The sequence below is a fragment of the Mesorhizobium sp. M0587 genome (assembly GCF_040320945.1).
Taxonomy (GTDB): domain Bacteria; phylum Pseudomonadota; class Alphaproteobacteria; order Rhizobiales; family Rhizobiaceae; genus Mesorhizobium.
Genome location: NZ_JAMYQP010000050.1, coordinates 1 through 24,445, shown reverse-complemented (window position 1 = coordinate 24,445; position 24,445 = coordinate 1). Strand labels below are relative to the sequence as shown.

14 protein-coding genes and 10 pseudogenes are annotated in these 24,445 nt (G+C 60.0%); 5 read left to right on the top strand and 19 right to left on the bottom strand.

Annotated features, from left to right (window positions below):
• Positions 1-617 precede the first annotated feature (617 nt).
• A pseudogene (locus NKI49_RS29480) lies at positions 618-1,633 on the bottom strand (IS110 family RNA-guided transposase); the annotation flags it as partial.
• Positions 1,634-1,637: 4 nt separating this feature from the next.
• Between NKI49_RS29480 and NKI49_RS29475 the strand changes: the two are divergent.
• Positions 1,638-1,832: pseudogene (locus NKI49_RS29475) on the top strand (hypothetical protein); the annotation flags it as partial.
• A 17-nt stretch (positions 1,833-1,849) separates the two neighbouring features.
• Here the strand turns inward: NKI49_RS29475 and NKI49_RS29470 are convergent.
• From NKI49_RS29470 to NKI49_RS29415, 13 genes and pseudogenes are all read right to left on the bottom strand, one after another.
• Positions 1,850-2,097, bottom strand: a pseudogene (locus NKI49_RS29470) (dihydrofolate reductase family protein); the annotation flags it as partial.
• A 209-nt stretch (positions 2,098-2,306) separates the two neighbouring features.
• A pseudogene (locus NKI49_RS29465) lies at positions 2,307-2,441 on the bottom strand (IS5/IS1182 family transposase); the annotation flags it as partial.
• Positions 2,442-2,602: 161 nt separating this feature from the next.
• Positions 2,603-3,430, bottom strand: coding sequence for a recombinase zinc beta ribbon domain-containing protein (locus NKI49_RS29460; protein WP_352695856.1), 828 nt, complete (start codon positions 3,428-3,430; stop codon positions 2,603-2,605).
• 130 nt (positions 3,431-3,560) lie between these two features.
• Entirely contained in the window at positions 3,561-3,944 is a 384-nt protein-coding gene (locus tag NKI49_RS29455; RefSeq protein WP_352607553.1) for a recombinase family protein, read from the bottom strand.
• 238 nt (positions 3,945-4,182) lie between these two features.
• Positions 4,183-4,668: pseudogene (locus NKI49_RS29450) on the bottom strand (transposase); the annotation flags it as partial.
• Positions 4,669-4,747: 79 nt separating this feature from the next.
• Entirely contained in the window at positions 4,748-5,740 is a 993-nt protein-coding gene (locus tag NKI49_RS29445) for an adenosine kinase (protein ID WP_352607555.1), read from the bottom strand.
• Positions 5,741-5,846: 106 nt separating this feature from the next.
• The gene (gene metK / locus NKI49_RS29440) at positions 5,847-7,022 is read right to left on the bottom strand and encodes a methionine adenosyltransferase (RefSeq protein ID WP_352607557.1); all 1,176 of its coding nucleotides are present in this window, start codon (positions 7,020-7,022) and stop codon (positions 5,847-5,849) included.
• A 53-nt stretch (positions 7,023-7,075) separates the two neighbouring features.
• Positions 7,076-8,293, bottom strand: a complete 1,218-nt coding sequence (locus NKI49_RS29435) for a serine hydroxymethyltransferase (RefSeq protein WP_352607558.1) — start codon at positions 8,291-8,293, stop codon at positions 7,076-7,078.
• 300 nt (positions 8,294-8,593) lie between these two features.
• Positions 8,594-8,812 (bottom strand): hypothetical protein, encoded by a 219-nt coding sequence (locus tag NKI49_RS29430; RefSeq protein WP_352607560.1) that lies wholly within the window; start codon positions 8,810-8,812, stop codon positions 8,594-8,596.
• 590 nt (positions 8,813-9,402) lie between these two features.
• Positions 9,403-9,924, bottom strand: coding sequence for a MaoC family dehydratase (locus tag NKI49_RS29425; protein WP_352607562.1), 522 nt, complete (start codon positions 9,922-9,924; stop codon positions 9,403-9,405).
• Positions 9,925-10,312: 388 nt separating this feature from the next.
• A complete protein-coding gene (locus NKI49_RS33515) occupies positions 10,313-10,753 on the bottom strand; it encodes a bifunctional hydroxymethylpyrimidine kinase/phosphomethylpyrimidine kinase (RefSeq protein WP_502908803.1) in 441 nt (146 codons plus the stop codon).
• A 51-nt stretch (positions 10,754-10,804) separates the two neighbouring features.
• Positions 10,805-10,976 (bottom strand): annotated as a pseudogene (locus tag NKI49_RS29420) (thiamine phosphate synthase); the annotation flags it as partial.
• A gap of 18 nt (positions 10,977-10,994) precedes the next feature.
• Positions 10,995-12,137, bottom strand: a complete 1,143-nt coding sequence (locus NKI49_RS29415; RefSeq protein ID WP_352607564.1) for a porin — start codon at positions 12,135-12,137, stop codon at positions 10,995-10,997.
• Positions 12,138-13,150: 1,013 nt separating this feature from the next.
• Between NKI49_RS29415 and hemN the strand changes: the two genes are divergently transcribed.
• The gene (hemN, locus tag NKI49_RS29410) at positions 13,151-14,491 is read left to right on the top strand and encodes an oxygen-independent coproporphyrinogen III oxidase (RefSeq protein ID WP_352607566.1); all 1,341 of its coding nucleotides are present in this window, start codon (positions 13,151-13,153) and stop codon (positions 14,489-14,491) included.
• A gap of 350 nt (positions 14,492-14,841) precedes the next feature.
• Positions 14,842-15,882, top strand: a complete 1,041-nt coding sequence (locus NKI49_RS29405; protein WP_352607568.1) for an IS110 family RNA-guided transposase — start codon at positions 14,842-14,844, stop codon at positions 15,880-15,882.
• Positions 15,883-16,155: 273 nt separating this feature from the next.
• Here the strand turns inward: NKI49_RS29405 and NKI49_RS29400 are convergent.
• Positions 16,156-16,397, bottom strand: a pseudogene (locus NKI49_RS29400) (integrase core domain-containing protein); the annotation flags it as partial.
• A 183-nt stretch (positions 16,398-16,580) separates the two neighbouring features.
• Between NKI49_RS29400 and NKI49_RS29395 the strand changes: the two are divergent.
• Positions 16,581-17,539: pseudogene (locus NKI49_RS29395) on the top strand (IS110 family RNA-guided transposase); the annotation flags it as partial.
• Positions 17,540-17,628: 89 nt separating this feature from the next.
• Here NKI49_RS29395 and NKI49_RS29390 read toward each other — a convergent pair.
• A pseudogene (locus tag NKI49_RS29390) lies at positions 17,629-18,196 on the bottom strand (transposase family protein); the annotation flags it as partial.
• Positions 18,197-18,464: 268 nt separating this feature from the next.
• Here NKI49_RS29390 and NKI49_RS29385 point away from each other — a divergent pair.
• Complete coding sequence (locus tag NKI49_RS29385) at positions 18,465-18,938, top strand: hypothetical protein (RefSeq protein WP_352607570.1); 474 nt, start codon at positions 18,465-18,467, stop codon at positions 18,936-18,938.
• 683 nt (positions 18,939-19,621) lie between these two features.
• Here the strand turns inward: NKI49_RS29385 and NKI49_RS29380 are convergent.
• The 3 genes and pseudogenes from NKI49_RS29380 to NKI49_RS29370 form a co-directional block, all read right to left on the bottom strand.
• On the bottom strand, positions 19,622-22,363 hold the full coding sequence (locus NKI49_RS29380) for a phospholipase D-like domain-containing protein (protein ID WP_352607572.1): 2,742 nt from the start codon (positions 22,361-22,363) through the stop codon (positions 19,622-19,624).
• A 688-nt stretch (positions 22,364-23,051) separates the two neighbouring features.
• Positions 23,052-23,492 (bottom strand): hypothetical protein, encoded by a 441-nt coding sequence (locus NKI49_RS29375; RefSeq protein ID WP_352695854.1) that lies wholly within the window; start codon positions 23,490-23,492, stop codon positions 23,052-23,054.
• Between the two features lie 242 nt (positions 23,493-23,734).
• Positions 23,735-24,205 (bottom strand): annotated as a pseudogene (locus NKI49_RS29370) (adenosine kinase); the annotation flags it as partial.
• Between the last annotated feature and the right edge of the window lie 240 nt (positions 24,206-24,445).

Sequence of the window (24,445 nt, the reverse complement as noted above, 5' to 3'; positions counted from 1 at the left end):
AGGATCAACAGCGGCTTCACCATGTGATTGGGGCGAACGTGAGCCCAACATCAGCCAGCACGGTCGCGATGTCCATGCTGATTGACACCTCCTCCTCAAGGCCAAGACGACAGGTAGGCTGAACATCAATCGGACTAGGAAGAACTCCGCTCACCGGTATTTGACTAGAGCAACACACTGCGGTGACAGGAGAGGCTAAGGCGGCTCTGTCGCAAACCTTTCGGTAAGCGGAGCATGGCAAGAAACACTCCTCAGCTGTGGAGAAGCACGTGATTTTCAAGGGCCGCCATTTCGACCAGTCGGTGATCCTGCTTTGCGTGCGCTGGTACCTGGCCTCACATGGGCTTCTTGGGGTCAAGGATTAAATTCAGCAACGCATGAGCAGAACCCCAGGACTGTTTCGGCATCCAAGGTCTGAGCCCGATTTGCATGACCGGCCGTCTCCGAGCACGATCAACCTCACATGCGGTCGCCGTTCAGTACGGCTGCACCAATATCCCGCTTGCGGCGAGCAAGGGCTCAGGAGGATGAAACCATTCTACAAAACGGGCATTCAGGCCATGCTAGGTATCGGTTCATCCACCTGGATCGGCCAGGACTGATCGGGTCCTGGCGGATTACGGGATTAGGGTCAAACAGGCCTTCATCACGGCGCCTTCGATCACGATGCCGGCGGTTACATACTTCCAGAGTGCGACTAGCAGCTTGCGGGCGAGCGCCACAATCATTGTCTTACGCATCCGCCCGCCGTTTTGCTGAACGCGTCCACGGAACCAGAGAGCAAGCGCCGATTGCGGTTGATGGCGCAGCCATAGCCAGGCGAGTTGAACCATCGTCGTTCGCAGCCGCGGATTGCCGGATTTCGACACGCCTTGCTCACGATCGACCGAGCCGCTTTGCCAAGGCGTCGGCGCAAGGCCGGCGTAGGCCGCCACTTGCCGTCGGTTGTCGAAATGGCGGAACAACCCTTCCGACCAAAGCATGGCAGCAAACTCCGGTCCGATGCCCTTCACGTCTAGCAACATCGCCGCCGAGGTGGGCGTTGCCGCGTCTTGCGCCTCGGCCAGCAACGCGGCTCGCTCCGCCTCCACGCCTCCACGCCTCCACGCCTCCACGGCCTTGACTTGCTCGAGAAGCAGTTCCAGCCGATGGAGTTCGCGGCATATCTGTGCTTTGAGATGCGCTGGCAGCGCTCTGCCATCGCCGGTCCGCAGTTCCTCAAGCCGTGCCCGCCGATCGCGGCGCAGCGGTTCGTATCCGGAGATGCCCTGTGCAAATAACAATCCCTTGATACGGTTGACGTGGCTCACCCATTCGCCGGTTAGCACCTTGCGCTGTCGAGTAATGCGACGGCGGTCTTCCTCTTTCCGGCCGGGGGCCTTGACCATCGCGCACACCCGCGGCTCGCCGCGCTTGTAGGCCAGCAGCGCCCGCACCATGGCTTTGCCGTCGATCCTGTCAGTCTTCGCCTGTCGGCGACGGGTCGCGATCGAGGCGGGATCGACGACGTGGCTTTCGATCCCTTCAGGAGCCAGAACCCGTCGAGACCGGCTTCCTGGATCACAATGATCGGAAAGTGTCGTTCCGTTCGCGACAGCGCCTTCTCAAGAAGCCATGAAAGGCGCGCCAGCAGCCCGGTGGACCGCAACTTCCTCCGCGGCCATGCTGGCGATGGGATCAATGCGCTGCTCGTCGCCGCAGGCCAAAATCTGCGCCTGATCCTCACGGTTCTCGCTCTTTGGCTTGCCTGGTGCCTGCAAACACTCCAGTCGAAAACGGCGAAATCGGATGCTTCCATCCCTCTTCACGGGTTCGGAATATCAACGCCTTAACCGTTATTCAGGGCCGACTCGATAAACGCCATCTCCAGTTTCCCTCCGCCGAGAACCCACACATCTCCGTCGCTGAGACTTCGGTGATGAGATCGTCTACGTCGCTGCGCGTCTCCAGATGTCCCTTAGGATTCGGAATCGGCTGGGACGTGACAACAAGAACACGTTGGTCGTAGTAGGCCCAAGGGGCGTCGTCCCTGGCGAGAAAGTCATAAGTGCCTCGCCCCATGACAACTACCCTGATTCGCTTGATGAATTTGCGGTAAAGGCAGACGGCTGACGAACCAAGCTGCACATGCCGAGCGAATGGGTTGGCAGATGGCCAGCATATGGCAGGGATCCCTAATCTGGTGGGCGTTCAAACGCGACGCCGATCCTGAAGCGAGTATCCGGACCGTACTCGAAGACTGGTGTCGGAGCGTCGGTGCGATGTGGGGGATCATTGGTGTCTGAATCGGAATGACCGCCATATTTTCAGGTCCTTGCGAGGCGTCGGGTGAGCAAGCGGATGTTTGCGATGAAGACCCAGGCCTGTGCGGATTCGATGGATCGCTCGAAGTTCTTGGCCAGCCTTCGGCATCTGCCCAGCCATGCGAAGGTCCGCTCGACGAACGTCTGTACAATGTTGCGTGGAACTGGTCATTTTGCTTGGTGATTTTGGGCGGGCTGGGCCATCGAGCGGGGGAACCCGGAAGATGATCTCGATGTGGGCGTCGTCGATTTCGACCCGACGAACCACGGAGCGGATGATCTGCCGCATGCCGGCCCGATCAAGGCCGGCGAGCCCTGCTGTCACCTTCTTCCAGACGGCTGATGAGGAGTGAGAGGTCGCGTTCGTTCTCGGCCACTTCGACCGCCGCTCGGTGCCGCTCCTGAAGCTGGGAGAGGCGTTGTTTCAGGCCAGCGATACGCGGTTCGAATTCCGCCTTGTCGATGACGCCTTCGGCATAGCTGTCGATCAGCCGGCCGATGCCGCGACGCAAGGTGGCCATCTGTCGTTCCAGGCGGACGATCTCATCCGGCTCGCGGATTTCGTCGCGGGCTTGGCGGAGGCGGCGGCGATATTCGTCGGCCACACGACGCGGGTCCTCCAGAAGGCCTTTCACCTGATCCCACACTGCTTCTTCCAGGTGATCGCCGCGCACCGCCGGGTTATTGCACACGGCGTGGCCGCTGAAGCGGTAGCCATCCGCACCGATACAGCGATAGTAGCGCAGCGTGTTCGTCGGGTCATACTTGCGGGAACTCGGGGCGCGCTTGCCATAATAGGCGTAGCCGCAACGCCGACAGACCGTAAGGCCCTGCAGCAGCCAGTCCGCGCCGGGCATGCGTTGGCGCTTGCGCTTGCCGTTCTCCTCAAGCTGTGCACGGGCCGCCTCGAACACGGTGCGATCGACAAGTGGGGGAACAGGGATCTCGATCCACTCTTCAGGCGGAACGAGAACGCGGCAAGTGGCCCGCGACGAGGGCTGCGGATCGCCGCGGATTGGCCGCAACCGTGGTCGTGGTGGCAAGTAGCGGGCTCGCCCGAAAGCGGCGCGTCCGACATAGGCGGGATTGGCAAGCATACCGCGGATCGTGGAGGCGTGCCAATGCATGGCTCCTGCCCGCGTTTGGCAGCCCATCTGCTTGAGCCGCCGGCACACGCGCTGACGGAGCCGGAACGGGCCGCATGACGACGACCGCGACGGCTCCGCTCGAGGATCTTGGCCCGCTCATATTCGGCGATCACCCCCTGACCTGGAGCAAAAGATCATCTTCGGCCGTGCCACCAATGGGGCGGTTCAGGAAGACGATGTCCACACCGGCACGACGGAACTCGTCGATCAGCAGCGCCTGATGGGCGTAGCGGCGGGCGAGCCGATCGGGAGCATGGACGTAGAGACGCTCGACGTGTCCACTGGCAACCGCATCCCTCAGCCGCTCCAGCGCCGGGCGAAGCAGAATCGAACCACTGTAGCCGTCATCCAGATAGCTGTGACCTGGCTCAAGCACGAAGCCATCGGCGGCGATGCGTTCCTGCAACGCAATGACCTGACTGGCGATCGTGTTGTCGCGCGTCTGGGCCTCGCTGGATACCCGTGCATAGAGCGCGCATCGCATCTCGGTCATTGCTCACTCCCGATCGCGCCATTACTTCCTTCGCCTTCGATGAGCGGCCCGGAGGACCGTCCGGCCGCTGGCTTGTGCGCCGTATCATCGGCACAAGGCGGGCATAGGCCTCGAGCAGATGTTGGGGGCCGGTTCTTGTCGCTTCGAACGACACATGCACGAGCAGCACAGGGCGATCCTTGCGCCGGACCATGTGCGCCTCCATCGGCCAGCTCGCAGCTGGGCCGTCGATGGCGCATTAAATCCTGTGGTGGCTCTGATTCGCCCGCGACAAATCGACTCGCATTCCGACCGCGACGAGCCTCAACAAGCTGCCGCTTACGGCTTGGACGCTCGATGCGCACCGACCACTCAAAGGCAAACTTGGCAACATTGTACAGCGGTTCACGACCCATCGGTGCGGCAGGACTTCGAAGCCTTTGGCGCTGTCCGACCGCTTGACGATCTCCATGGTGAACTTGCCGATCTTTTGCAGGGCGCCCCGCAGTTTCGGCCCTGCATAGCCACCATCGGCGAAGACATGGCGCAGCCACGGCCAGCGCTCGAGTATGGATTTCAGGACGGCCGGCGCGCCGTCGCGGTCCTGGATGTCGGCGGCGTGAACGACGACGCCTACCAGCAGGCCCAGCGTGTCGACGACGATGTGCCGCTTGCGGCCCTTGACCTTCTTGCCGGCGTCGAAGCCACGAACTCCGCCGCTTTCGGTGGCCTTCACCGACTGGCTTCGATATGAGCGAGCTTTGACACAGTTCGGCCACTGCGATAATCGCGTCAGTAGGGCAGCTGGTTAGTTGCTCGCGCATCTACAGCAACCCAGCCCGTTCAGCCTCGCGGCGCAGATTCTGCCGCGGCCGAGGACCGAGCTGCTGGATGACCAGCCCGGCGGCCAACGAGCCGAGATCGCCACAGGTCTTGAGGGTGCGGCCCTGCGTGTAGCCATAGAGGAAACCGGCGGCATAGAGGTCGCCGGCGCCGGTGGTGTCGACCAGTTCGCGGATCGTCGTCGCCTGGATGGTGACGGTCTCCTCGCCGCGCACGATCACCGAACCTTTTTCGGAGCGGGTGACGGCGGCAATCTTGCAGTCCTTGCGGATAGCCTGCAGCGCCTCGTCGAAGGATTTTGTCTGGTAGAGCGACTTGATCTCGTGGCTGTTGGCAAAGACGATGTCGACCGTGCCCGAGCGCATCAGTTCGAGGAACTCGTCGCGGTAGCGGTCGACGCAAAACGAATCCGACAGTGTCATCGACACTTCGCGCCCGGCCTCGTGCGCGAGCTTCGTCGTCTGCCGGATCGCCTCCTTGGCGCGCGGCGGGTCCCACAGATAGCCCTCGAAATAAGTGACCTTGGCGCCCGAAGCCTTGTCCGCTTCGACATCCTCGGGGCCGAGTTCGATGCAGGCGCCGAGATAGGTGTTCATCGAGCGCTCGCCGTCCGGGGTGACGAAGATCATCGAGCGTGCCGTCGGCGGCTCGCCCTTGAGCGGTTTGGTGTCGAAGGCGACGCCCTGCGCATGGATGTCGTGCGCATAGATTTCGCCCAGCGCATCGTTGGAGACCTTGCCGAAGAAGGCGGCGCGTCCGCCGAAGCTGGCGACGCCGGCGGCGGTGTTGCCGGCACTGCCGCCGGAGGCCTCGATCGCCGGGCCCATGCGGCTGTACAGCAGCTCGGCGCGCCTCGTATCGATGAGGTTCATCGCACCCTTGATGATGCCGTTGGTCTCCAGGAATGCCTCGTCGCACTGGGCGATGATGTCGACAATGGCATTGCCGATGCAAAGCACGTCAGAATCCGGCATCAATGTCTCCGCCAAAACCCGGGCCGGCTTCTCGCCACGCCTGCCAGGCGCGGCTCTGCCCGGTGGGAATGGGCTTTCCGCTTGCCAATCCGTTCGCCGGCGGCTCTCACGGGGCGGCGAGTCCTGCCTCGCGACGCAATTCGTCCGCCCTGTCTGTCTTCTCCCAGGTGAAATCAGGCTCTTCACGGCCGAAATGGCCATAGGTCGCTGTATTGCGGTATATAGGGCGTAAGAGATCAAGCATCTTGATAATGCCTTTCGGTCTGAGATCGAACGACTCAAGAATGAGGCGCTCGATCCTGCTTTCCTCAACCCTGGCTGTCCCGAACGTGTTGACCATGACGGAAACCGGACTGGCCACGCCGATTGCGTAAGCAAGCTGCACCTCGCACACGTCCGCAAGTCCGCTAGCGACGATGTTCTTTGCGACATAGCGGGCTGCATAGGCAGCTGAGCGGTCAACCTTGGACGGGTCCTTGCCCGAGAAGGCGCCGCCGCCATGACGACCCATCCCGCCATAGGAATCGACGATGATCTTGCGTCCAGTGAGACCGCAGTCGCCGCGCGGCCCGCCGACTACGAACCGCCCCGTCGGGTTGACCAGAATTCTGATGCCTTCCGTCTCCAGGTGGGTCGGCAGGACAGGCTTTATGATTTCCTCAATGACGCCCTCGCGGACAGTCTCTTGCGAGACCTGCTCGTCATGTTGCGTCGACACGACGATGGTATCCAGGGCGACCGGGCGCAATCCCTCATACCGCACTGAGACTTGGGATTTCATGTCAGGACGCAACCAGCCAAGCTGTCGTGCCTTCCGGACATGGGCCTGTCGCTTCGTCAAGCGATGAGCGAGCTGGATCGGCAAAGGCATCAGGGTATCGGTCTCGCGGCATGCGTAGCCGAACATGAGGCCCTGATCTCCAGCTCCCTGCTGGAGATCTTGCCCTCGTCCCTCGTCAACGCCTTGGCTGATGTCGGGCGACTGCTCGGTGAGGGCATGAACGACGGAGCAACGCCGGCCGTCAAAGCCGACGGCCTCGTCGTCGTACCCAATGTCGAGAATCGTATCGCGCGCAACTTGGCTATAATCCACCTGCGCATCGCTGGTAATCTCGCCAGCCAGAACGACTATCCCTGATTTTACCAACGCTTCACAGGCGACGCGCGCCTTGGGATCTGTGCGGAGGACGGCATCGAGGATGGCATCCGAGATGTTGTCGGCCAATTTATCCGGGTGTCCCGCGCCAACCGATTCGGAAGAGAACACGAACTGCCTAGCCATAAATACCTCGCTTCGGGTGTTGGATGTGGTATGGGCATTTTGCTTGGCCCACCTTACTTGTCGGAGATGCCCGGGACCTCGAACGCAGCGCACAAGTCGGCAACGTCTCTTCGCACGCAGGCATGGAGATCTTCGTCCTCTGGCCGCTGGAGGACGGAGTCAATGAAGCCAGCAATTTGCACCATTTCCACATCGCGCATGCCCATTGACGTCACTGCTGGCGCCCCCAGGCGAATTCCGCTTGTGACCGCCGGATCCCGATGGTCGCCAGGCACCATATTAAAGTTTGTGATGATTCCTGCCTTTGCTAGTCGCTCGGCATAGGCCTTGCCCGACAGTGGCCGATCGCGAAGATCAAGGATCAGCATGTGATTGTCCGTCCCCCCGGTAACCAGGTCATAACCTCGCTCAAGCAGTGCATGTGCCAGAGCCTTGGCATTCTTGACCGTCTGTTGGCCGTAGCTTCGGAAGGACGGGTTCGCGGCTTCGTGCAAGGCAACCGCTAGCGCAGCGATGGCATTCATGTGGGGCCCGCCTTGCAGGTGAGGGAAGACCGACCGGTCTATTCGTCTGGCGAGATTGTATTTGCTCTTTGTATGATACAGGGCCTGATAGCGATCTTCGTTCCTCGACAAAATGAAGCCACCGCGGGGACCGCGGATCGACTTGTGGGACGTGCTGCTGACCACGTCGCAATGGCCTACGGGATTCGGGTGCGCTCCCGCGGCAATCAGGCCGCTGATGTGCGCAATGTCGGCTACGAGATAGGAGTTCGCTTCCAGGGCGATTTCTGCCATTGCCGCGTAGTCAAAGACACGTGGGTAAGCAGTTCCGCCGACCCAAATGAGCCGCGGCCGTTCCCGCTTGGCTGTCTCGCGCAAGCGGTCATAGTCAATCTGCTGTGTCTTTTCATCTAATCCATAGGGGACGCGTTGATAGTCAGTTCCGGAAAAATTAACCGCCCAACCATGAGTCAGATGGCCCCCTTCCGGAAGGGGCCGCTGCAGGTCCTGTTTATGATAGCCGTCGCGATGGGGCAGGAGATCGACCAGTAGTCGAACCAGCCCGCCGTCGTTGGATTCTGCTTTGAGATGGTACGAGCGCCATGGAGCCTGCTCGTTACAGCAAAGACAGTCGGCTCTGGCGAGCAGCCGGACGTGTCGCGCAACCCGCTCTCGACACACGCCCATAATCTCCGCTAGCTCGCAGACAGTTAGGTCCGCATGCGCACAAAGGCCCAGTATTCGAAGGCGGTCAGAATGCGCTGCCATGCGTAGGCGACTCACCAGTGTCATCATGGGTCAGGACCAAGCCCTACCGAATTTCTCATTTCGCGTTCTCCACAGAAGTTGCAGCTTTCAGGTTGTCTAGCGACCGGACAAATCTCGGTGGCCGCAACGACGGCCGACATCGCTGTGTCGAACAAACAAATGGGCGCTCTTCTTGCCTTTAGCCGAAACGGCAAGCAGTTAGGCGCGAGTCGAAGATTAGCGGGGCCACGGTTTTGACCCACTGACCTCAGATGGGTGCAACAACCCTACCATTCACAGCGAGCCGGAGTTGCTAAGACTCTATGAATTTCCTTGAAGGATCTGTTGCAACGTTTGACCAGCCCAGGCTGCCCGGTTTGCAGCGGTCAGGGTCAGGCGATCCATCGGCTCTGCGAGCACGATCACGAATCTGCCCTGCATCGCTGATCCGCTCCTGAAGGCCGGATGCAACAGCGACGTGCCCAGATCGGCGGCCGGTTTGCTGTCGACGACTGTCCAACCTTGCTTTTCGGCATGCAAGCAGCAGAGTCGTAAGCCTCGATCGAGGCGTCTCGCTGAATTGTCAGTTGAGTAGCGAGCGTAAATCCTCCGTCTCTCGACAATACTGCGCAATACGCGTGTCGAGCTCGTTCGTCTACTCTCGACCCCGTCTTCGAAGGCCTCTCGCCAAGCCACTTTATTCGATCCCGACTGAGGCTCGGGGGTCTTTCTGATCGTGGCTTTCCGGCTCCCAGCTCTGGGAGTCCACATCAACTGCGTAGCTCTTGCACCGCCGCGTTCTGCCTTTACCTGGCCCGTCGACGAGCAGCCGATCAGCGACACCCGCGCCGTCAAGTTGGACCCGGTTGATCGAGAACACCCCATTTGAGGCTGATTCAGTCGGGGAGGATCTGCCAACTCATCACAAGCCGATTTTTCGACGTGGTCCGCAATCACCATAGATCTTCGTGAAGAGAAAGGCGAGGCGCTTCCGATACATCCACGCCCTCTCCGACGGAGCCTGATCAGGCATTCCTGCCACTCTACCTGTCGGCCCACGTGGCCGCGTTTGCCGATCGGTAGCGCGCTGGTCGTCTACATCGCCCTGCAGGTTGGCCGGCGTGTGCAGATCATCCCTGCTGACGCTCGTAGAGCCCTTCAGGCGCTTCCGGCTGGCGTTTGATCAGCGTCAGCGTCAACCAGCGCGCGGTAAGCGCTGGCTTTTTCGAGCCCTCGATCTCAATCGTTACGCCCTGCGTCGTCTGCACCCAGCCTGACGGCCTGACCTTGACGTCGGCCAGTACGAAACGGGTGCGGATGCGCGATCCGGTTTTCACCGGCGCCAGGAAGCGTAGCGATTCGAAGCCGTAGTTGACACCCATCTTGCTGTTTTCGAGCGCCGGCATGGTCTCGAAAGTCATTGCCGACAAAAGCGACAGCGACAGGAAGCCATGCGCGATGGTGCCGCCGAATGGCGTCTCGCGCTTGGCGCGCTCCGGATCGCAGTGGATGAACTGGTGGTCATCGGTGGCCTCGGCGAACTGATCGATCATCCGCTGCGAGACCACCCGCCACGGCGACACGCCGAGTTCCTTGCCGACGCTGGTCAGAAGCACGTTGAGACTGATCGGTTCCACGCAAATTTCCTCCATTTCAACCGTTCGGAGCGCGAGCGGCTTCATTCCGTGAACAGTGTCAGCCCATGCTGCACCAACTGGCAGGCCATCGATCGGCGGGATGCGCCGGTGAGATGACTGCCGTCACGGCTAGTTCGCCGGCAATCTCATTCGGCGCGCCGATGCGGCCGATCGGAACGTGGCCGCAGACGTGCTTGGTTTTTACGTCGGTCGCGATGCACGCCTGCCGGCCACTAGCATTGCAAATTCCTGCGCGCGGCCCTTGCCCCGCCAGCAAAATGGCCTGCGCTGATAACGTTAACCGAAGTGCGATCCTCATTGCCTAACGGTGATCATTCCGCCGGCGCCGCTATGCGGTATCGTCAGAGATTGGTAAAATGAATTGTCTGGATAAGAACCATCCCTATCCCAAATGGGAGGAGCGGCAGACGCGGTGGTTTATGCGACGCGAGCACGGCTTCCTCAATCGACCGCCAGATGGCCGCCAAGTCCTTGCCAGCCGACGAGTGTCGAGACGCACGGGTTGTGGACCAACGTAAACATCCGTTGAGCGAGGTCCTGAGCTGTGGCCGCCTTTCAGCAGGGCCTGAACCCCGGCGGCGAGCAGTTGTTGTCCTTGTTGAAGCGCGCCGACCTCATCCACCGCCAGCTCTGAGCCGGCGAGAAGCGCCAGTTCAATAACATTGGGTGTGACGACTTGGCCTGCAGCGCCGAACGCATCTGATCGCCAACCAGACGGGGGTTGTAGATGAAGTATGTCCGTGACGATGTCGTACCGCAGTGACGGAAAGACAGCTGCGCATGCCCAAGGAGGAGAGCGTCTCGATATCGCGCTCGATTCCATCACCGCCGCTGCAGCCCGGTCCCTCCGGAACAAGCACATGCGGTTCATGCCTCAGCGCCATGGCTTTGTCTTTTCGGTCCGTTCTCGCGTGCGCGCTTCGGGATCGCCATTCAAGGTGATGTCGGTGACCACCGCCGCGATGTCCGCACCAGCCGCCAAGACTCCGTCGAGCCGGCCGGGGGTTAAAGCCGCCGATGGAGTCCAATGGGATCGGCGCCACCCGAGTCGGTTCATCTGATCATTAGAATGAGCGTTCGAAACGCAGGATGCCGCCGACACTGCTCTTCTTGTTGGCATTGGTCCAGTTCACGTTGGAAGCTTTCACTTTTCCGACAGCGGAGTTTCCGTAGCGGTCATAGTCGACTTCAGCCGTAACAGTGAAATCTGGAAGAAACGCATAGGCGACGTTCGCAGCGACACCATAGTTCTTGAGCTGATCACCCGAGAGCTGAAGGTTGAACGAAGTTATCTCGTTGAGCTCGTAAGCGGCGCCAGCCCAGAAAGCCCAGTTCCCGCCCCAAATTTTATAGAAGCCGCGACCATGAGCGTCTACCGCATTCGTGGAGTCGTAGTTGAGCTGGCCATTGGAACCGTAGCCGAACATTCCGAACAGCAACAGTTCGTTGGTGACATTGATGTCGACACGGACCTTGGCGGCCAGCGTTTCGTAGTTGTTATGGTAAGCGGCAACGCCGGTGATCGCTCCCCAGCCATGTGTGTATTTCAAGCCGCCGACTACGTGGGGAGCGTAGCTGTCGATTGTGCCGACCACGCCCGAGCCTTGTTCGAGCGAAACCACGGCCGAAAAGCCGTTCCCGGCGTCCAAGTAGTACTGAATCACATTGGTATCGAAAGCGCCGTACGGGACTGGCGTCTGGTTCAGTACATCACCCGCGCCGCCAATAAACATGTCGAAGGCCGACCAGTCCTTACCAACTCGGAGGCCACCAAGCTGAATCCAGGCGAAAGTCAAGATGCTGTCTCCGTTGAAGGCATAGGACCGAGAACTGTCCGAAACCGATGTGTGGTGGTCGCCGAAGTTCACGCGGGTCTCGGTGTAGGTCTTCAACGTGCCGAGTTCGGTCTCCTGGCCGGTCCAGGTTTTCAATGTGAAGCGTGTGTTGTTTTGCCACGTGCCCTGATGCTCACCAGTCCTCACATCCGAGGTTCTTGAGCGGTCAAACAATCCGACGTCGTAACGGACAAACCCGCCGATTCGCAGGCAGGTCTCGGTGCCTGAAATGTAGACGTACCCCGAGCCGTAGACGTCGCAGATCTTGACGTACTCTGTCGGGTCAGGCTCGGCGAGGGTGGTGACGGCGCGAGCGTTGGAAACGGCAATCAGTGCCGCAGTTGAGCCGAGGAGGAGGCTCCTAATGGTCATTGTCGATCTCCGCTTGAATAACAAAGGGATGGACGCGTGATTCTGTGAGCAACTTTGAAATACGCGCAATTTTGCTGCGCCGGCAGCTAAACTCTGAAGGAAGGCCGAGAATGTACTCTGGTAATTGTGGTTAGATATTAAGTTTAGTTTCCGATACATAATTATCGACGTAATGGGGGTATGCAAAATTTTGTACAATCACCACCGTCAACTCAGCTGGTAGAGGTAGGCGTCACAAAAGGGTTCGATTGCATTCGACCGCAAATGACGTGCCAGCCTGACGATCTAGCTGCGGCTTGAAGCTCAATTGTGCGGGCGGACCTTGGTTCGCGCTTCCTTGTTTTTGCCTTGCGGATCCACCCAAGCACGAACGGCAAACGTTTCGGCTACGGTTCGTCTGTTCGCTTCGCGACAGTGTCGTTCCATGGGGACAGCATTGTTTGCGGTGAGCCCCGACGTTGAGCCATCTGCGGCGGCACCGTCGGCACGACGCCGTCATTTTGGCGAGCTGATGGTCGATAACTACGCGCTGCAGCCTTGCACCACTGAGTCAGTAGGCGCCAGCCTTGGTATTGCGGCGGACCGGACTGTCGCGTCGAGCAGGTTCTCGTCCTGAAAGCGGCGCGCCACAGCTAATGCTTCTTGCCAGCAATTCACACGACGAGCTCATCGAAATGGCAGAGTTCACTAAGAGCGGCACTAGCTTGCGAGCAAAGTGTGGTCCCAAGACCTATTGTCTCGTGGGATGCGGCAGCTGCGCTTAGCAGAATCTCCGGGACGCAGGTGAAGGGAAGGGATGGTGGAACAAACCGGTGCGCGTGAGGGTCGCGGCGGGATCACCATTGTCAGTCGGTGACCGAGTGCTCAGACCATCGCTGTCCAGCCAAAGAGCGAACGGCGCCATTCCTAAGACATCCAGTTTCGAGCCCATAGCGGAACGGACTGACATAGCGCAAAGACACAGGCGAGCGCAGCGGTAGGTTTGATTGTTATCAAGCATGGGATGGTGACCGTTGCAGACCACGAAATTTCGACAGGCCCGGCTGCCTTGGTACACTATCTATCCGGCTGTGTCGGAGTTCTCTGGGGCGGTCGGCGCCGAGGCTTATGAGGACTGGCTTAGGAACCTGCCGGCTAACGATCCGGTGTCACTCTATCTGCACGTTCCGTTCTGCCGATCAGCGTGCTGGTATTGCGGCTTTCCCACCACCATCACCTGCCATGATGCGCCGATCCTCAACTATCTGGCGGCCCTGCGTGACGAGATCCGTCTGGTTTCGGAGCGAGCGCCGCAGACGATGCCCGTGAGCGACATACATTTCGGCGGCGGAACGCCGTCTCTCATAGGACCAGCCGAGTTCCTTGCTCTGATGGAGTTCCTGCGACGCCACTTCGCCATCTCGAAAACAGCTACTGTCGCCATCGAGATCGACCCACGCACGTTCACGCCCGAGATGGCGGAAGCCTTAGGAGCGGCCGGCGTGAACCGCGCGAGCCTCGGCGTGCAGAGCTTCGATCCCATTGTTCAAAAAGCGATCAACCGGATCCAGAGCGAAGCCCAGACGTCGGCTGCCGTGAAAATGCTGCGCCGGCATGAAATAAACCGGATCAACTTCGACCTCATCTACGGCCTGCCGCGTCAAACGGTGGAGTCCTGCGTCGAGACAGCGAGGGCGGCGGTCGCCATGCGCCCCGACCGGCTTGCCGTGTTCGGCTACTCACATATACCATCCCAAATAAAGAATCAGCGCCTCATCGAGGAGGAATTTCTTCCCGACAGCGCTGCCCGCGCTGAACAGCATGCGGCTGTCGCCGTGACGCTGAGTGCCGCCGGCTACCGAGAGATCGGGCTCGACCATTTCGCCTTGCCTGACGACGAGCTCGCGCTGGCACAGAAAACCGGTCGCCTGCGGCGTAACTCGTTGGGCTACTCGGCCGACACCTGCAGAACCCTGATCGGTTTCGGCGTGTCGGCTATCGGCCGCATCGGCCAAGGCTACGTTCAAAACGAAGTTACACGGGATTCCTACATCCAGCACATCGCAGATGGCCGACTGGCGACATCGAAGGGCCATCGCCTCACCGACGACGACCGCGCGAGAGCCGCAATTATCGAGCGATTAATGTGCGATTTTGAGGCCGATTTGCCGGCAATCTGTGCCGCCTACGGATCTGATCCGATCCGTCTTCTCGATTCAGCTGAGCGCTTGGCGATCCTGGCCAACGACGGGATAGTGGATTTCGAAAACGGTTTTGTCCGCGTACGGCGGGAGCATCGCTTTTTGACTCGCGCGGTCGCTGCCGCCTTTGATGCTTTTCTCGATAGAGAGGGCCTATGTATACCCCGCAGGTGAAGGCAAGCATACAATACGGAAGCTACGCGCCCGCTAACCGGGCATCATCGAGCCGAGACCGCCCATCGTAAGCTGATCATGCACGTGGATGAGGGTAGATCTCAGCCGGCTCATGCTCGTTCAGTATCCCACGATCTGCTCTTCAGAAAAGCGGCTGCGCTTCATGTACTGCCGCCCTCTGAGTGGGCCACGAACTTCAATCGGGATGAGGCCGCAGGGGCAACGTCAACACGCACCAAAATGCTCATGAGAGACCCAGATTGATGGTGTGGAACGGCCCCGCTACCGACAGCATCTAAGTGCTAAAACGTGGTCGTTGCGAGCAACGCCACAGGGAAGGGAGCCGTTCCGTGAAGCAGGTTAGCACCATCGGCCTGGATTTGGCCAAGAACGTTTTTCAAATTCATGGCGCCGATGCCGAAGGCGCGCCGATTTTCAATCGCAAACTGCGTCGAGCCGAGCTGCTGGGCTTTTTCGAAAAGCTTCCGCCGTGTCTGGTTGGTTTGGAGGCGTGCGGCGGTTCGCACTATTGGGCGCGCGAGATCGCGGCGCTCGGTCACGACGTGCGTTTGATCCCGCCGATTTATGTGAAGCCCTTCGTAAAACGGGGCAAGACGGACGCCGCCGACGCCGAAGCGATCAGCGAAGCCGTCACCCGCAAGACCATGCGTTTCGTTCCGATCAAATCTGCTGATCAACAAGCAGCGGCCATGGTGCTGAGGACGCGCGCCCTTTTGATCCGCCAGCAAACTCAGGCGATCAACGCGCTTTACGGGCATTTGTCGGAGTTGGGCGTTATTGCCGCCCTCGGCACGGCTAAAGTGGCTGCGTTGATCGAGGTCGTACGGGACGAGGAGGACGTTTGCCTGCCAAAAGCCGCTCGACTGGCTTTGGCTGAGATCGCCGATCAGATCGAGGCGCTGACGCGTCAAATCGACAAGCTCGAACAAGGGATCGTCGGCGAAGCGAAGCGCGATGAGGACATGCGACGGCTGACCACAATTCCGGGCGTCGGAGCGATCACGGCGGCTTCCGTCAAAGCGCTGGTCCCGGATCCCGACGGGTTCAAATCCGGCCGTGACTTCGCCGCCTGGCTGGGACTGACGCCAAAGTCTCATTCGAGCGGTGGCAAGGAGCGGCTCGGCGGCATATCGAAAATGGGCAACCCGACGCTCCGCTCGCTGCTCGTTTGTGGCGCGACGTCTGTCTTGCGGCGCGTTAAGGGAAACGACAAAGCGCTGCGATGGCTAGTGACCCTTTTGGCGCGGCGGCCTTTCAAGGTCCTCGCGGTCGCGCTCGCCAACAAGATGGCGAGGATTATCTGGGCGCTGCTCACCAAGGGCGGGAAATATCGAAATACTGGTGCGGCAAGCGGCGCAGCACGCGCCTGAGCCGAACGACGACCAGGACGGACTGGCCGGCGCGACGCCGGACAGAGGCAAGGTGCACAATTAGACGATGACCCACTGGAGGAAATCCCGAGACGAGAGAGGCCGGCGCGACAATGCGCTTACAGCGCGTCAGATTGATCAGCCCCTCGCATCGCGAATTTCATCGAGGCCAGCGGTCTTACACCGCGCTGAAAGGCCGAACATATGACCGCACCTATCCCGCTGGGTGAAATGTCTAAAAAAGCGCTTGCCCGCGTGGCCGTTCCACAGTTGCTAGGTGTGTGGTCTCCGAATGAGATGGTGCGGATTGGCTTGAAGATTGACGGGTCTTTCGTCCAGGCCTCGCAGATGACCTGGTAGGGCGTTCGCCATCGCAGAGCCTTGAGGTGCTTAGCGAAGTTGTAGGCGGCGACGAAGGCCAGGACATGGGCCTTGAGGCTTTGCAGGTCGTCGTAGTGGTAGACCTTGACCGTGGCATCCTTGATGGTGCGGTTCATCCGCTCGGCCTGGCCATTATCCGGTATTGTGATCTGTGGTGCCTTTTCGTCCTACTGTTCTTCTTTGGGAACGGCCTTATGGTGAGCCCATCCGGGACGTGGGGCACCGGGAGCACGAAAGTGCGGGCAGGCCGTCTTTAGACCGTGGGCTGAGAGCCCGAGCTCGTTACATGGCCGCCCCTCGCGACTTTCCCGGATGCGGACACGATCGATGCCGGCGTTCTGGCGCAGCTCTATGCCAGCGGCTTCCTGCCGGAAGTCTGGATTCCGGACGAACCGACGCAGGCACTGCGCCGGCAGGTGACGCGGCGCAATCAGATCGTCCGGCAAAGATCACGCTTGAAGAATGTCATCCAGTCGATCCTTCATAGCCACCTCATCCCGTCCTGCCCGCATGCCGATCTGTGCGGCGCCAAGGGCCGGTCTTGGTTGAGCGAACAGATCGTGCCGGAAGACGAGCGCCTCGCGATCGATCGGCATCTGCGCGAGTTCGACCGATTGGGCGACGACCTCCATGTTATCGAGCGCGATCTTGCCCGCTCGACTCTTGAAGATGAAAGCGTGAAGCGGCTGATGACCATTCCTGGCATCGACATGACCGTCGCGCTTGCAATGAAGGCCGCGATCGGCGACGTGTCGCGCTTCGAGGAGCCGCAGAAGTTTGTGAGCTATCTTGGCTTGAATCCGAGTGTCCGGCAATCAGGGTCAGGACCTGCCTACCACGGACGGATCACCAAGCAGGGACGCGGACATGCCCGCGGCATGCCCGTTGAAGCGGCCTGGGCGGCGGCACGCGCACCAGGACCGTTGCCTTCTTCCTGCGCGTGCGAGCCCGGCGCGGCCAGCATGTCGCGGCCGTCGCAACCGCACGCAAACTCGCTGTCGTGATCTGGCATCTGCTGACGAAGGTCGAGAGTTACGCGTGGGCTCGACCCTCCCTGCATGCCAAGAAGCTGCGCGATGTGGAACTCAAGGCCGGGAGCAAGGCTGTGCGCGGCCAAAAGGGGGCCGCGCATGTCTACAACATCAAGAGCCGCCGGGAAGAGGAGAGGCGCTGGGTGGAACAGGCCGAGGGCGCATACGCGCGCTTTGTCTCCGGCTGGAACCGACGAGGTCCGAAGAAGGCGCGCACGGATGCCGCAAATGAGGTACGACGATAGAGGCTTCGCGGCAGGACTCTCACCTCGATCCTGCTCTTCGCCACGCGGTCATCCATGCGCGAGAAGAGAATATCGCAAATCTGACCAAAAAGCGCTTGCTCGATGTCGTTAGCGATGCAGACGCGGTCGAAGATGTGCGGACCCAAGAAGCGGCGGCTGGGGCCGTCGCGGTTCTTGGGCAGGTCGGCGAAGGCCATGCCATTGTCGGTGAGCACGATGTGGATCTGGGTAGGGGAAGACCTCCACCACGTTTTTGAGGAAGGCTGAGCCTTCCATCATCCCGGCGCTGTCGTGGACTCGACATAGGTGAACTTCGAGACGCGGTCGATGGCCAGGAACATGATGAGCTTGCCGTCGGCGTGGCGCAGCTCGCAGCTGTCGATGTGGACATAGCCGATCTCGTAGGTCTTGAATCGCTTGCGCTGCTCCTTGGTCTCTTCGACCGGCAGCCGGGAGACGCCGTGACGCTGGAGGCATCGGTGCAGGGCGCTGCGCTGAGGTCTCTCAGGCAGCCGAGTACGTCGTCCAGCGGCAGCAGCGTCTTCTGCCGGAACGCCACCACGATGGCTTCCTCGGCCGGCGTCAGCACAGTGCTCTTCGGCGCCTTGGGACCCATCGGCGCATTGGCCGTCGTGTCCGGCTGCGCCATTTCTTTACCTCAATACGTCCGGATGCACGCCTCGCGACGCTAGGAGATTAGAACGCACCGCGTATCGATCGGGCAGCAAAGGCTTGCTGTCGGAACTTCGACAATGTCCGAAACGAGACAGATCGCGCTCAGAGTTAACGCATCGTCCCAGCATCATAGTTTCGATTGGCGCGAGACTTGCTGGTCGACGGTCGCTCTTACGCTCTCACGTAAAACAAAGATCTAGTGATGATCCGGCGGAAGAGTGAAAACTCTGGCACAAAATGGAGCGCCAAAATGACTACGCCGATTCAGCAATTGACAAATCAGGTCGATGACAGTTCTGGACCAAAATATCAGCCGCCTTGGGATTTCCTGCCAACCGACACGAATACAGGCGTCGGCGGAAAGTACATCTACATTGGCTATATTCTTGGAAACAGCAATCCTGTGACATCGATCAACTTCGTTGCATACAACGAAGCGCAATCGAATCCGCCTTCTGGTTGGCAATGGACGGGCCAAGACCTCAAACAAGGGGCAGGCGGGAAATACATTTACATGGTCTGGAAAAACGGCGAAACAGGCAATCAGCCCATCACAGCCCTCCAACTGCTTGTAACCAATCAGTCCACACCGCCAGCTATCGCTGGGTATGAGGCAATCAATCAAGACCTGAATCAAGGTGCGGGTGGACCTTACATTTGGCCGTATTACAGCACGACAATTTCGATGCAACAGAAGGAAGAGGCCATCCTAGCAAAAGCATAGACGAGCCAAGGCCACGCTGCGTCTGCGCTGCAGTTAGCTGCGGCGCGGATGCGTACTACTTTGCAATCCGCCCTCAAGAACACTGCGCACGGACGGCGTTTGTTTCGCCTGGCAAAGATGAAGCACCGACCATCCGCCTATGGATTTACGTCGGGGACCGGGCCTTTCTCCCACACTGACGCATACAGCGCTGACCGCGACGGCCTTCCGAAAGTCGCCGTATCGCCATGCGTAGGCATTTCGACCACTTGATGCTCAGCCTCATACCCATCGACCAACATTGCTGCTCGTCGAACTCAGGGGTGCCGGGAGCAGCCGACATGAGGTCGGACAGCCGTTCGAGCGCGGCATCGTAGACCTGCTCGTTCCTGATGACCCGGTGCGACGCTCCGTATCTGAGGCCAAGAGGGACGACATCGACAGCCTGAGCCATGACATCGCACGTGACGGATATGCCCCACAACTCACATCAGCGGAAACCGCAGCCCGCTCAATGAACGGCCCAGGATTCTCCCGGTGAATCATGCCTTTGGCAAAGGGTAGGATTTAACATTCAAGAAAGCGGAGATGCGCCAAATCAGAACCCGGTGAACTGTGTCTACTACCCACGTGTTGGATTCGTTGCGGGCTGCCTCAAGCCGCGAGGGGCAGTTCCATGTTTCGCCGATCGAATAGCCCTCTGGTCAACGCCCTAGGATGACTGAAAGCGGCACTGCCACGTAGCCGGGATGTGGCGTTGTGTCGTTGGCCGCGGTCATGATGATCGGCGCTGGCAGCGACTCGTCGATCTTGGCTGGTCCAATTCGATCCCAATCGTAGAGGAAGATGTCCTCGTAGAATTTGGCAATGCCACGGTCGTAGAAGATCAGGCTCGCATCGCGGTTAAATCCGGTTCCGGCTGTGGTCCAATTGTGGCTTCCGATAAGCACCGCTTCGCCGTCCACTATGATGCCTTTGGTATGACAGTTCTTCTGCTTGCGGATTTTGCCTGTGTCGAAGCCGTAGTCCTTGGCATCGCTGATCGTCTCTCGGTCGTCCGAACCGAAAGAACGGAAGATGACGCGGACGTCGAGACCTGCTTTCTGCTGTGCCAAGAGGGCATCGAGCAGCTTGCAGTAGTTGTCGCCCACGGTTTTGGTGTTGAAACTCTGGTTCTGAAAAAAGATCGTGCGTTTCGCTGACCGGACGAACGGCAGCACTACGTCGATGTAGTTGTCGGGCGTAAGGATCGGCTGCACGTCGATCTCACGCGTGTCCGTCATCGGCTGGAAGTAACGCGGCTTCGCCGCCGCTTCGAGCGTGTCGAACGTCAGGTCAGCCGGCACCCACACCAGCGGCTCGTCCATCACCGATTCTGGCGCTCCCTTGGCCTCCTCGAGGTCGCGCAGGATGTGCGCTTCGTAGAGCTGGCTTAGCTCCTTGTCTTCAAGCACCACGTGCCACTCACGGTTGTATAGCCTGAGCGCGTTCGCATGACCCGGGTTGGTTAGCGGCGCCACCTCGGGCTGGTTGGAGCTCTGCCAGTTGCCGCTTGACAGCCACATTGCCGAGCGGTCGCGTACTGCGACCTTGATATGGTAGGCGGAATCGAAGATCCCAGTCTTGCCCACGCTCGCTGGAGCAAAGTTGAATTTGCTGCCCTTTTGGTCGCGAATCTTATCCACGGCTTCGTAATCGGTGAAATCGCCCGCGTGTACCTTGCCGCCCATCTGCAACACGAGAGACATCGTCTCCGCTTTGGTCTTGACCGCGTCGAGAACGCCGTTTACCACGTTGACGGCTCCAAAATCGTACATCGCCACCACCAGCGACTTCGTCGTTGCCGCAAGGAACGGCCCTAGCACCGGCCAGCTTGCGTCGGGTCCCGTATGCAATGTGAACTTTGTCGACGTCTTGCGTCGTGTGAGAGGCAGATCGGGCCGCGGCTTGTAGCTGGTATGCCAGCTAGGCGGTGCCTCGTCGCCGACGCTGAGTCCCATAAGGTCGGACGTCGAGGCGACCGTTACGTCTGTGCGTACGCCATCGATGTAGGAAGGAAGCGGTATCACCCCGCGCGACTCGAGCGCGCCGAGGTCGACCTTGCGCTTGACCGCGATAACCACAGCGCGCTCGTCGGTGATCTCACCATTCTCGAAGCGATACCCCGGTTTGACCGCAACGACGTCTTCGCGATTTGCAAGAAGAGCGCGTGCAGTGCGTACGGCGGCGAGCGTCTTTTCCCTGGCTGGAGGAGGGCTGCCCGCGGGCGGTGCGGCGTTGGTCGAGGCCGGACCGGCGGTAGGAGTTGGCGTAGGGCCGACCGACGAGGCGGCACCAAACATCGGCGACGCAGCGCCGTCGATCTCGACTGTAATCCTGAGCGGTACCGTGAAGGTGATACCACCCCGTCCAGAGCCTGAATTGCCTCCCCCGCTGCTGTTGTCGGGCCTTATAAATCCTCCAGTGTGCTCCAGTAGGCCGCGTGCGCGAGCAAGGCAGCGCTTGAGCTGGTCCATCGGCACCGCGTCGTTCTCAATGAATTCAATGCCGCGATAATGCAGCGCCACCACCTGCCCGGTACCGATGTCTATGACCGGTGAGCCGGAGTTGCCGCCCAAAGTCGCGCAAGAATGGGTAATGTTGTCGCCGCCAACGCCGAGGAGGTTGCCCACCGCCACCCGCTTCTTGTCGTAGACACCGCCAAATATCTTGTTGACGAGCTGCTGATCCGAGAACCGGACGCCGCTTGCCGGATATCCGACCACGGCCACAGGCAGCTTTGCCCGCGGCGTGTCGGGGGCAAGCTGCAGCTTCATACGCCCGACGGATGACGAGTTCTGCGCGAGCTTTAGGAAGGCGACGTCGGGTAGGTTTTCCGGCGCCACCCAGACGACTCGCTCGACCGCCACAGGCTCGGAGGCTGCGTTCCCGAATTCCTGGAGGAAATCGATATCGGCACCGATCGGCGTGCGCGCGTCGAAGCCGAGCTTGAAGGTGAAGCCTGCCCCGCAAGTTTCCGCAAAGAGGTTGGCAACATGCCGATTGGTGACCACCAGCCCGTCGTCGATGACCCAGGCCGTTCCGACAAACGGGTTGTCGAAATTACTCACGTCGACGCGACCGATCGAGGCCATGCTGCGATTGAGCAGCGGCGCGTTAGTCGTCAGGATCTGTCGCCAAGCCGTCGCCTCGGCGCGGGCGCTGTTGATGTCGATGGCGTTGTTTTGGACGAGGAAGACCGGCGTGCCCACCGCGAATACGATGGTTTCGTCATTGGTGATTGGCGGCGGGGGCGGTATAGGTGCGCCATCCGCGCCGCCGGGCGGTGGTGCGCCTGGAGGGGGCGGTGCCCCGCCGAGGGCCGCCTCCACACCCTCCTCGGCCGGCTGCGCCGTGGCCCGGGGCCATAGCGCGCGTTCATCGCCTTGGTGGCATCGGCCACCCATCCGGAATACTCCGCTTGTCTCTGCACTTCGCCGATATTGGCCAGCACTTCCGGCGAACTCGCGTCGGCAATTTGCTTGGCTATGGTGCGCAGCCGTTGCGAGTCGGCGACTGTCATTTTGGACCCTCCACCCAAATCTTACAGTGACTTCCTAGCAAATATAACGCGGAGTATACGCCTGTCACTTTATTAGTCGGCGCATATTATCCAGGATTGGATGCCTGCTTCTCTTGCTAACCCAAAGAACAGAAATGCAGACGATATTTGTTTTTTATATAAAGACTAGCCTTGTTTTGCGTGTCACCTAAAATCCGAACATTGACGCAGCCATCGAACGGGCTCGGCACAGGAGCGGGCTACGCCTGATTTCCCTCAGCAGCACGACCTACACCGCTGCTCGATCGGTCACGGCTAAATCTTGACAATCCGAAAAAGCACTCCTCCCAAGGACAGCCCCTGGGTCATGGGGGGGGTGAGTTCGACCAAGGGCGAGCAAACTTCCACAACGGGTCTGATCGCGACACTCGGAAATAGACTGCCGCTGTCGAGAATTGGCGGATGGAGATGGATGGCGTCCGCCCGTCGTTCTGCCAGTCGAAATGCGTCCGGGAGTCGAGCGAGAAATGCTTAAGGGGTTACTCGGATTCCAATAGCCGTCGCCTAACGAGGCATTCCCGTTTCACCAAGCTTCAGACGATCTTCTGTGGCCTTTCAGGTCCATGCTGCAGTGAGATCATCTCGGCGGCCCTTTCGTACGCCTTTTGAAAACGGTCTGGGCTGTTTGCACGCAGATTATTCACTACCCTCACATGCATGGACCTATCGGTCGACCACTCTTTGATTCCGAATCTTTCACAGATGTTCGCCGCGGGCTGGCGACCCCATGAATCTTCGCCCGTGCAATCGGGGTGCACTACAAGGCTATGGAAATAGCCGTCTGTTCCCACTTTGGTGTCCCATGATTGATGCTTCGCATGGGCAACCATGGCCGTTGCCTGCGTGCCTGCAATGTCTTCGAGGGCTTGGGCAAAACCCGCTGCGAATTTCGCAGGCAGAGCGGGCTTTGGCCGTACATTGATCGGATGAAGGAACTGCTCGTTTTTCGAGATCACCCCGGCAGCTCGCAACACATGCGCCTCATCTGCCTGTTGCCGTATTGGAAGAAACCTCAGGCGCTCTTCATCATATGTTCGGGTTGCAACGCCTGCATTGCGAACGTTGGTGGGCAACGTTCACGCGCCAAACGAATGACAATTGAACTGTTGAATTCGGCGATCTTCTTAATGCCCCTCGCATCATAGAGGAGGTCATTGTCATCCCCGACGTAAACGCGGAGGGGCACCATCTGCGCCTTCTGAGATATTGTCGGAACGCCCTCGAAATAAGTCACCTTGGCGCCCGACGCCTTGTCGGGCTCGACGTCTTCCGGGCCGAGTTCGATGCAGGCGCCGAGATAGGTGTTCATCGAGCGCTCGCCATCGGGCGTGACGAAGATCATCGAGCGCGCCGTCGGCGGCTGGCCTTCGAGCGGTTTGGTGCCGAAGGCGACGCCCTGGGCGTGGATGTCGTGGGCATAGATCTCGCCGAGCGCGTCGTTCGACACCTTGCCGAAGAAGGCAGCGCGCCCGCCGAAGCTGGCGACGCCGGCGGCCGTGTTGCCGGCGCTGCCGCCCGAGGCTTCGATCGCCGTGCCCATGCGGCTGTACAGCAGCTCGGCGCGCCTTATGTCGATTAGGTTCATCGCGCCCTTGATGATGCCGTTGGTCTCGAGAAACGCCTCATAACACTGGGCAATGATGTCGACATTGGCATTGCCGATGCAAAGCACGTCATAGTCCGGCATCAATGTCTCCGCTTGGGAACCCGCCGGCCTTCTTGCCACGCCGGTCGGGAGCGGGACTAGCAAGTGGGCTTTCCGTTTGCCAATGCGTTCGTTGCCGGCCCTCACGGGTCGGAGTCCCTGCGGTGAGCGCCTCACCTGCGAGGCTACATGGCGGCCGTGGAGATTACCTCAGCAGCGGCGCCCGATCGGAAACCTTAGCACCTCCGCGCTTTGGCGTGGCTGCTTGAACTCTTCGACGGC

Bases quoted from the DNA above. Each gene is read 5' to 3' on its own strand.
- NKI49_RS29435 (WP_352607558.1), bottom strand. From the start codon at position 8,293: ATGGCAGCGCATTCTGACCGCCTTCGAATACTGGGCCTTTGTGCGCAT.
- NKI49_RS29445 (WP_352607555.1), bottom strand. From the start codon at position 5,740: ATGCCGGATTCTGACGTGCTTTGCATCGGCAATGCCATTGTCGACATC.
- NKI49_RS29455 (WP_352607553.1), bottom strand. From the start codon at position 3,944: ATGACCGAGATGCGATGCGCGCTCTATGCACGGGTATCCAGCGAGGCC.
- NKI49_RS29460 (WP_352695856.1), bottom strand. From the start codon at position 3,430: ATGCATTGGCACGCCTCCACGATCCGCGGTATGCTTGCCAATCCCGCC.
- metK (WP_352607557.1), bottom strand. From the start codon at position 7,022: ATGGCTAGGCAGTTCGTGTTCTCTTCCGAATCGGTTGGCGCGGGACAC.
- NKI49_RS29385 (WP_352607570.1), top strand. From the start codon at position 18,465: ATGACTACGCCGATTCAGCAATTGACAAATCAGGTCGATGACAGTTCT.
- NKI49_RS29425 (WP_352607562.1), bottom strand. From the start codon at position 9,924: ATGGAGGAAATTTGCGTGGAACCGATCAGTCTCAACGTGCTTCTGACC.
- NKI49_RS29415 (WP_352607564.1), bottom strand. From the start codon at position 12,137: ATGACCATTAGGAGCCTCCTCCTCGGCTCAACTGCGGCACTGATTGCC.
- NKI49_RS29380 (WP_352607572.1), bottom strand. From the start codon at position 22,363: ATGGGTGGCCGATGCCACCAAGGCGATGAACGCGCGCTATGGCCCCGG.
- NKI49_RS33515 (WP_502908803.1), bottom strand. From the start codon at position 10,753: ATGGAATCGAGCGCGATATCGAGACGCTCTCCTCCTTGGGCATGCGCA.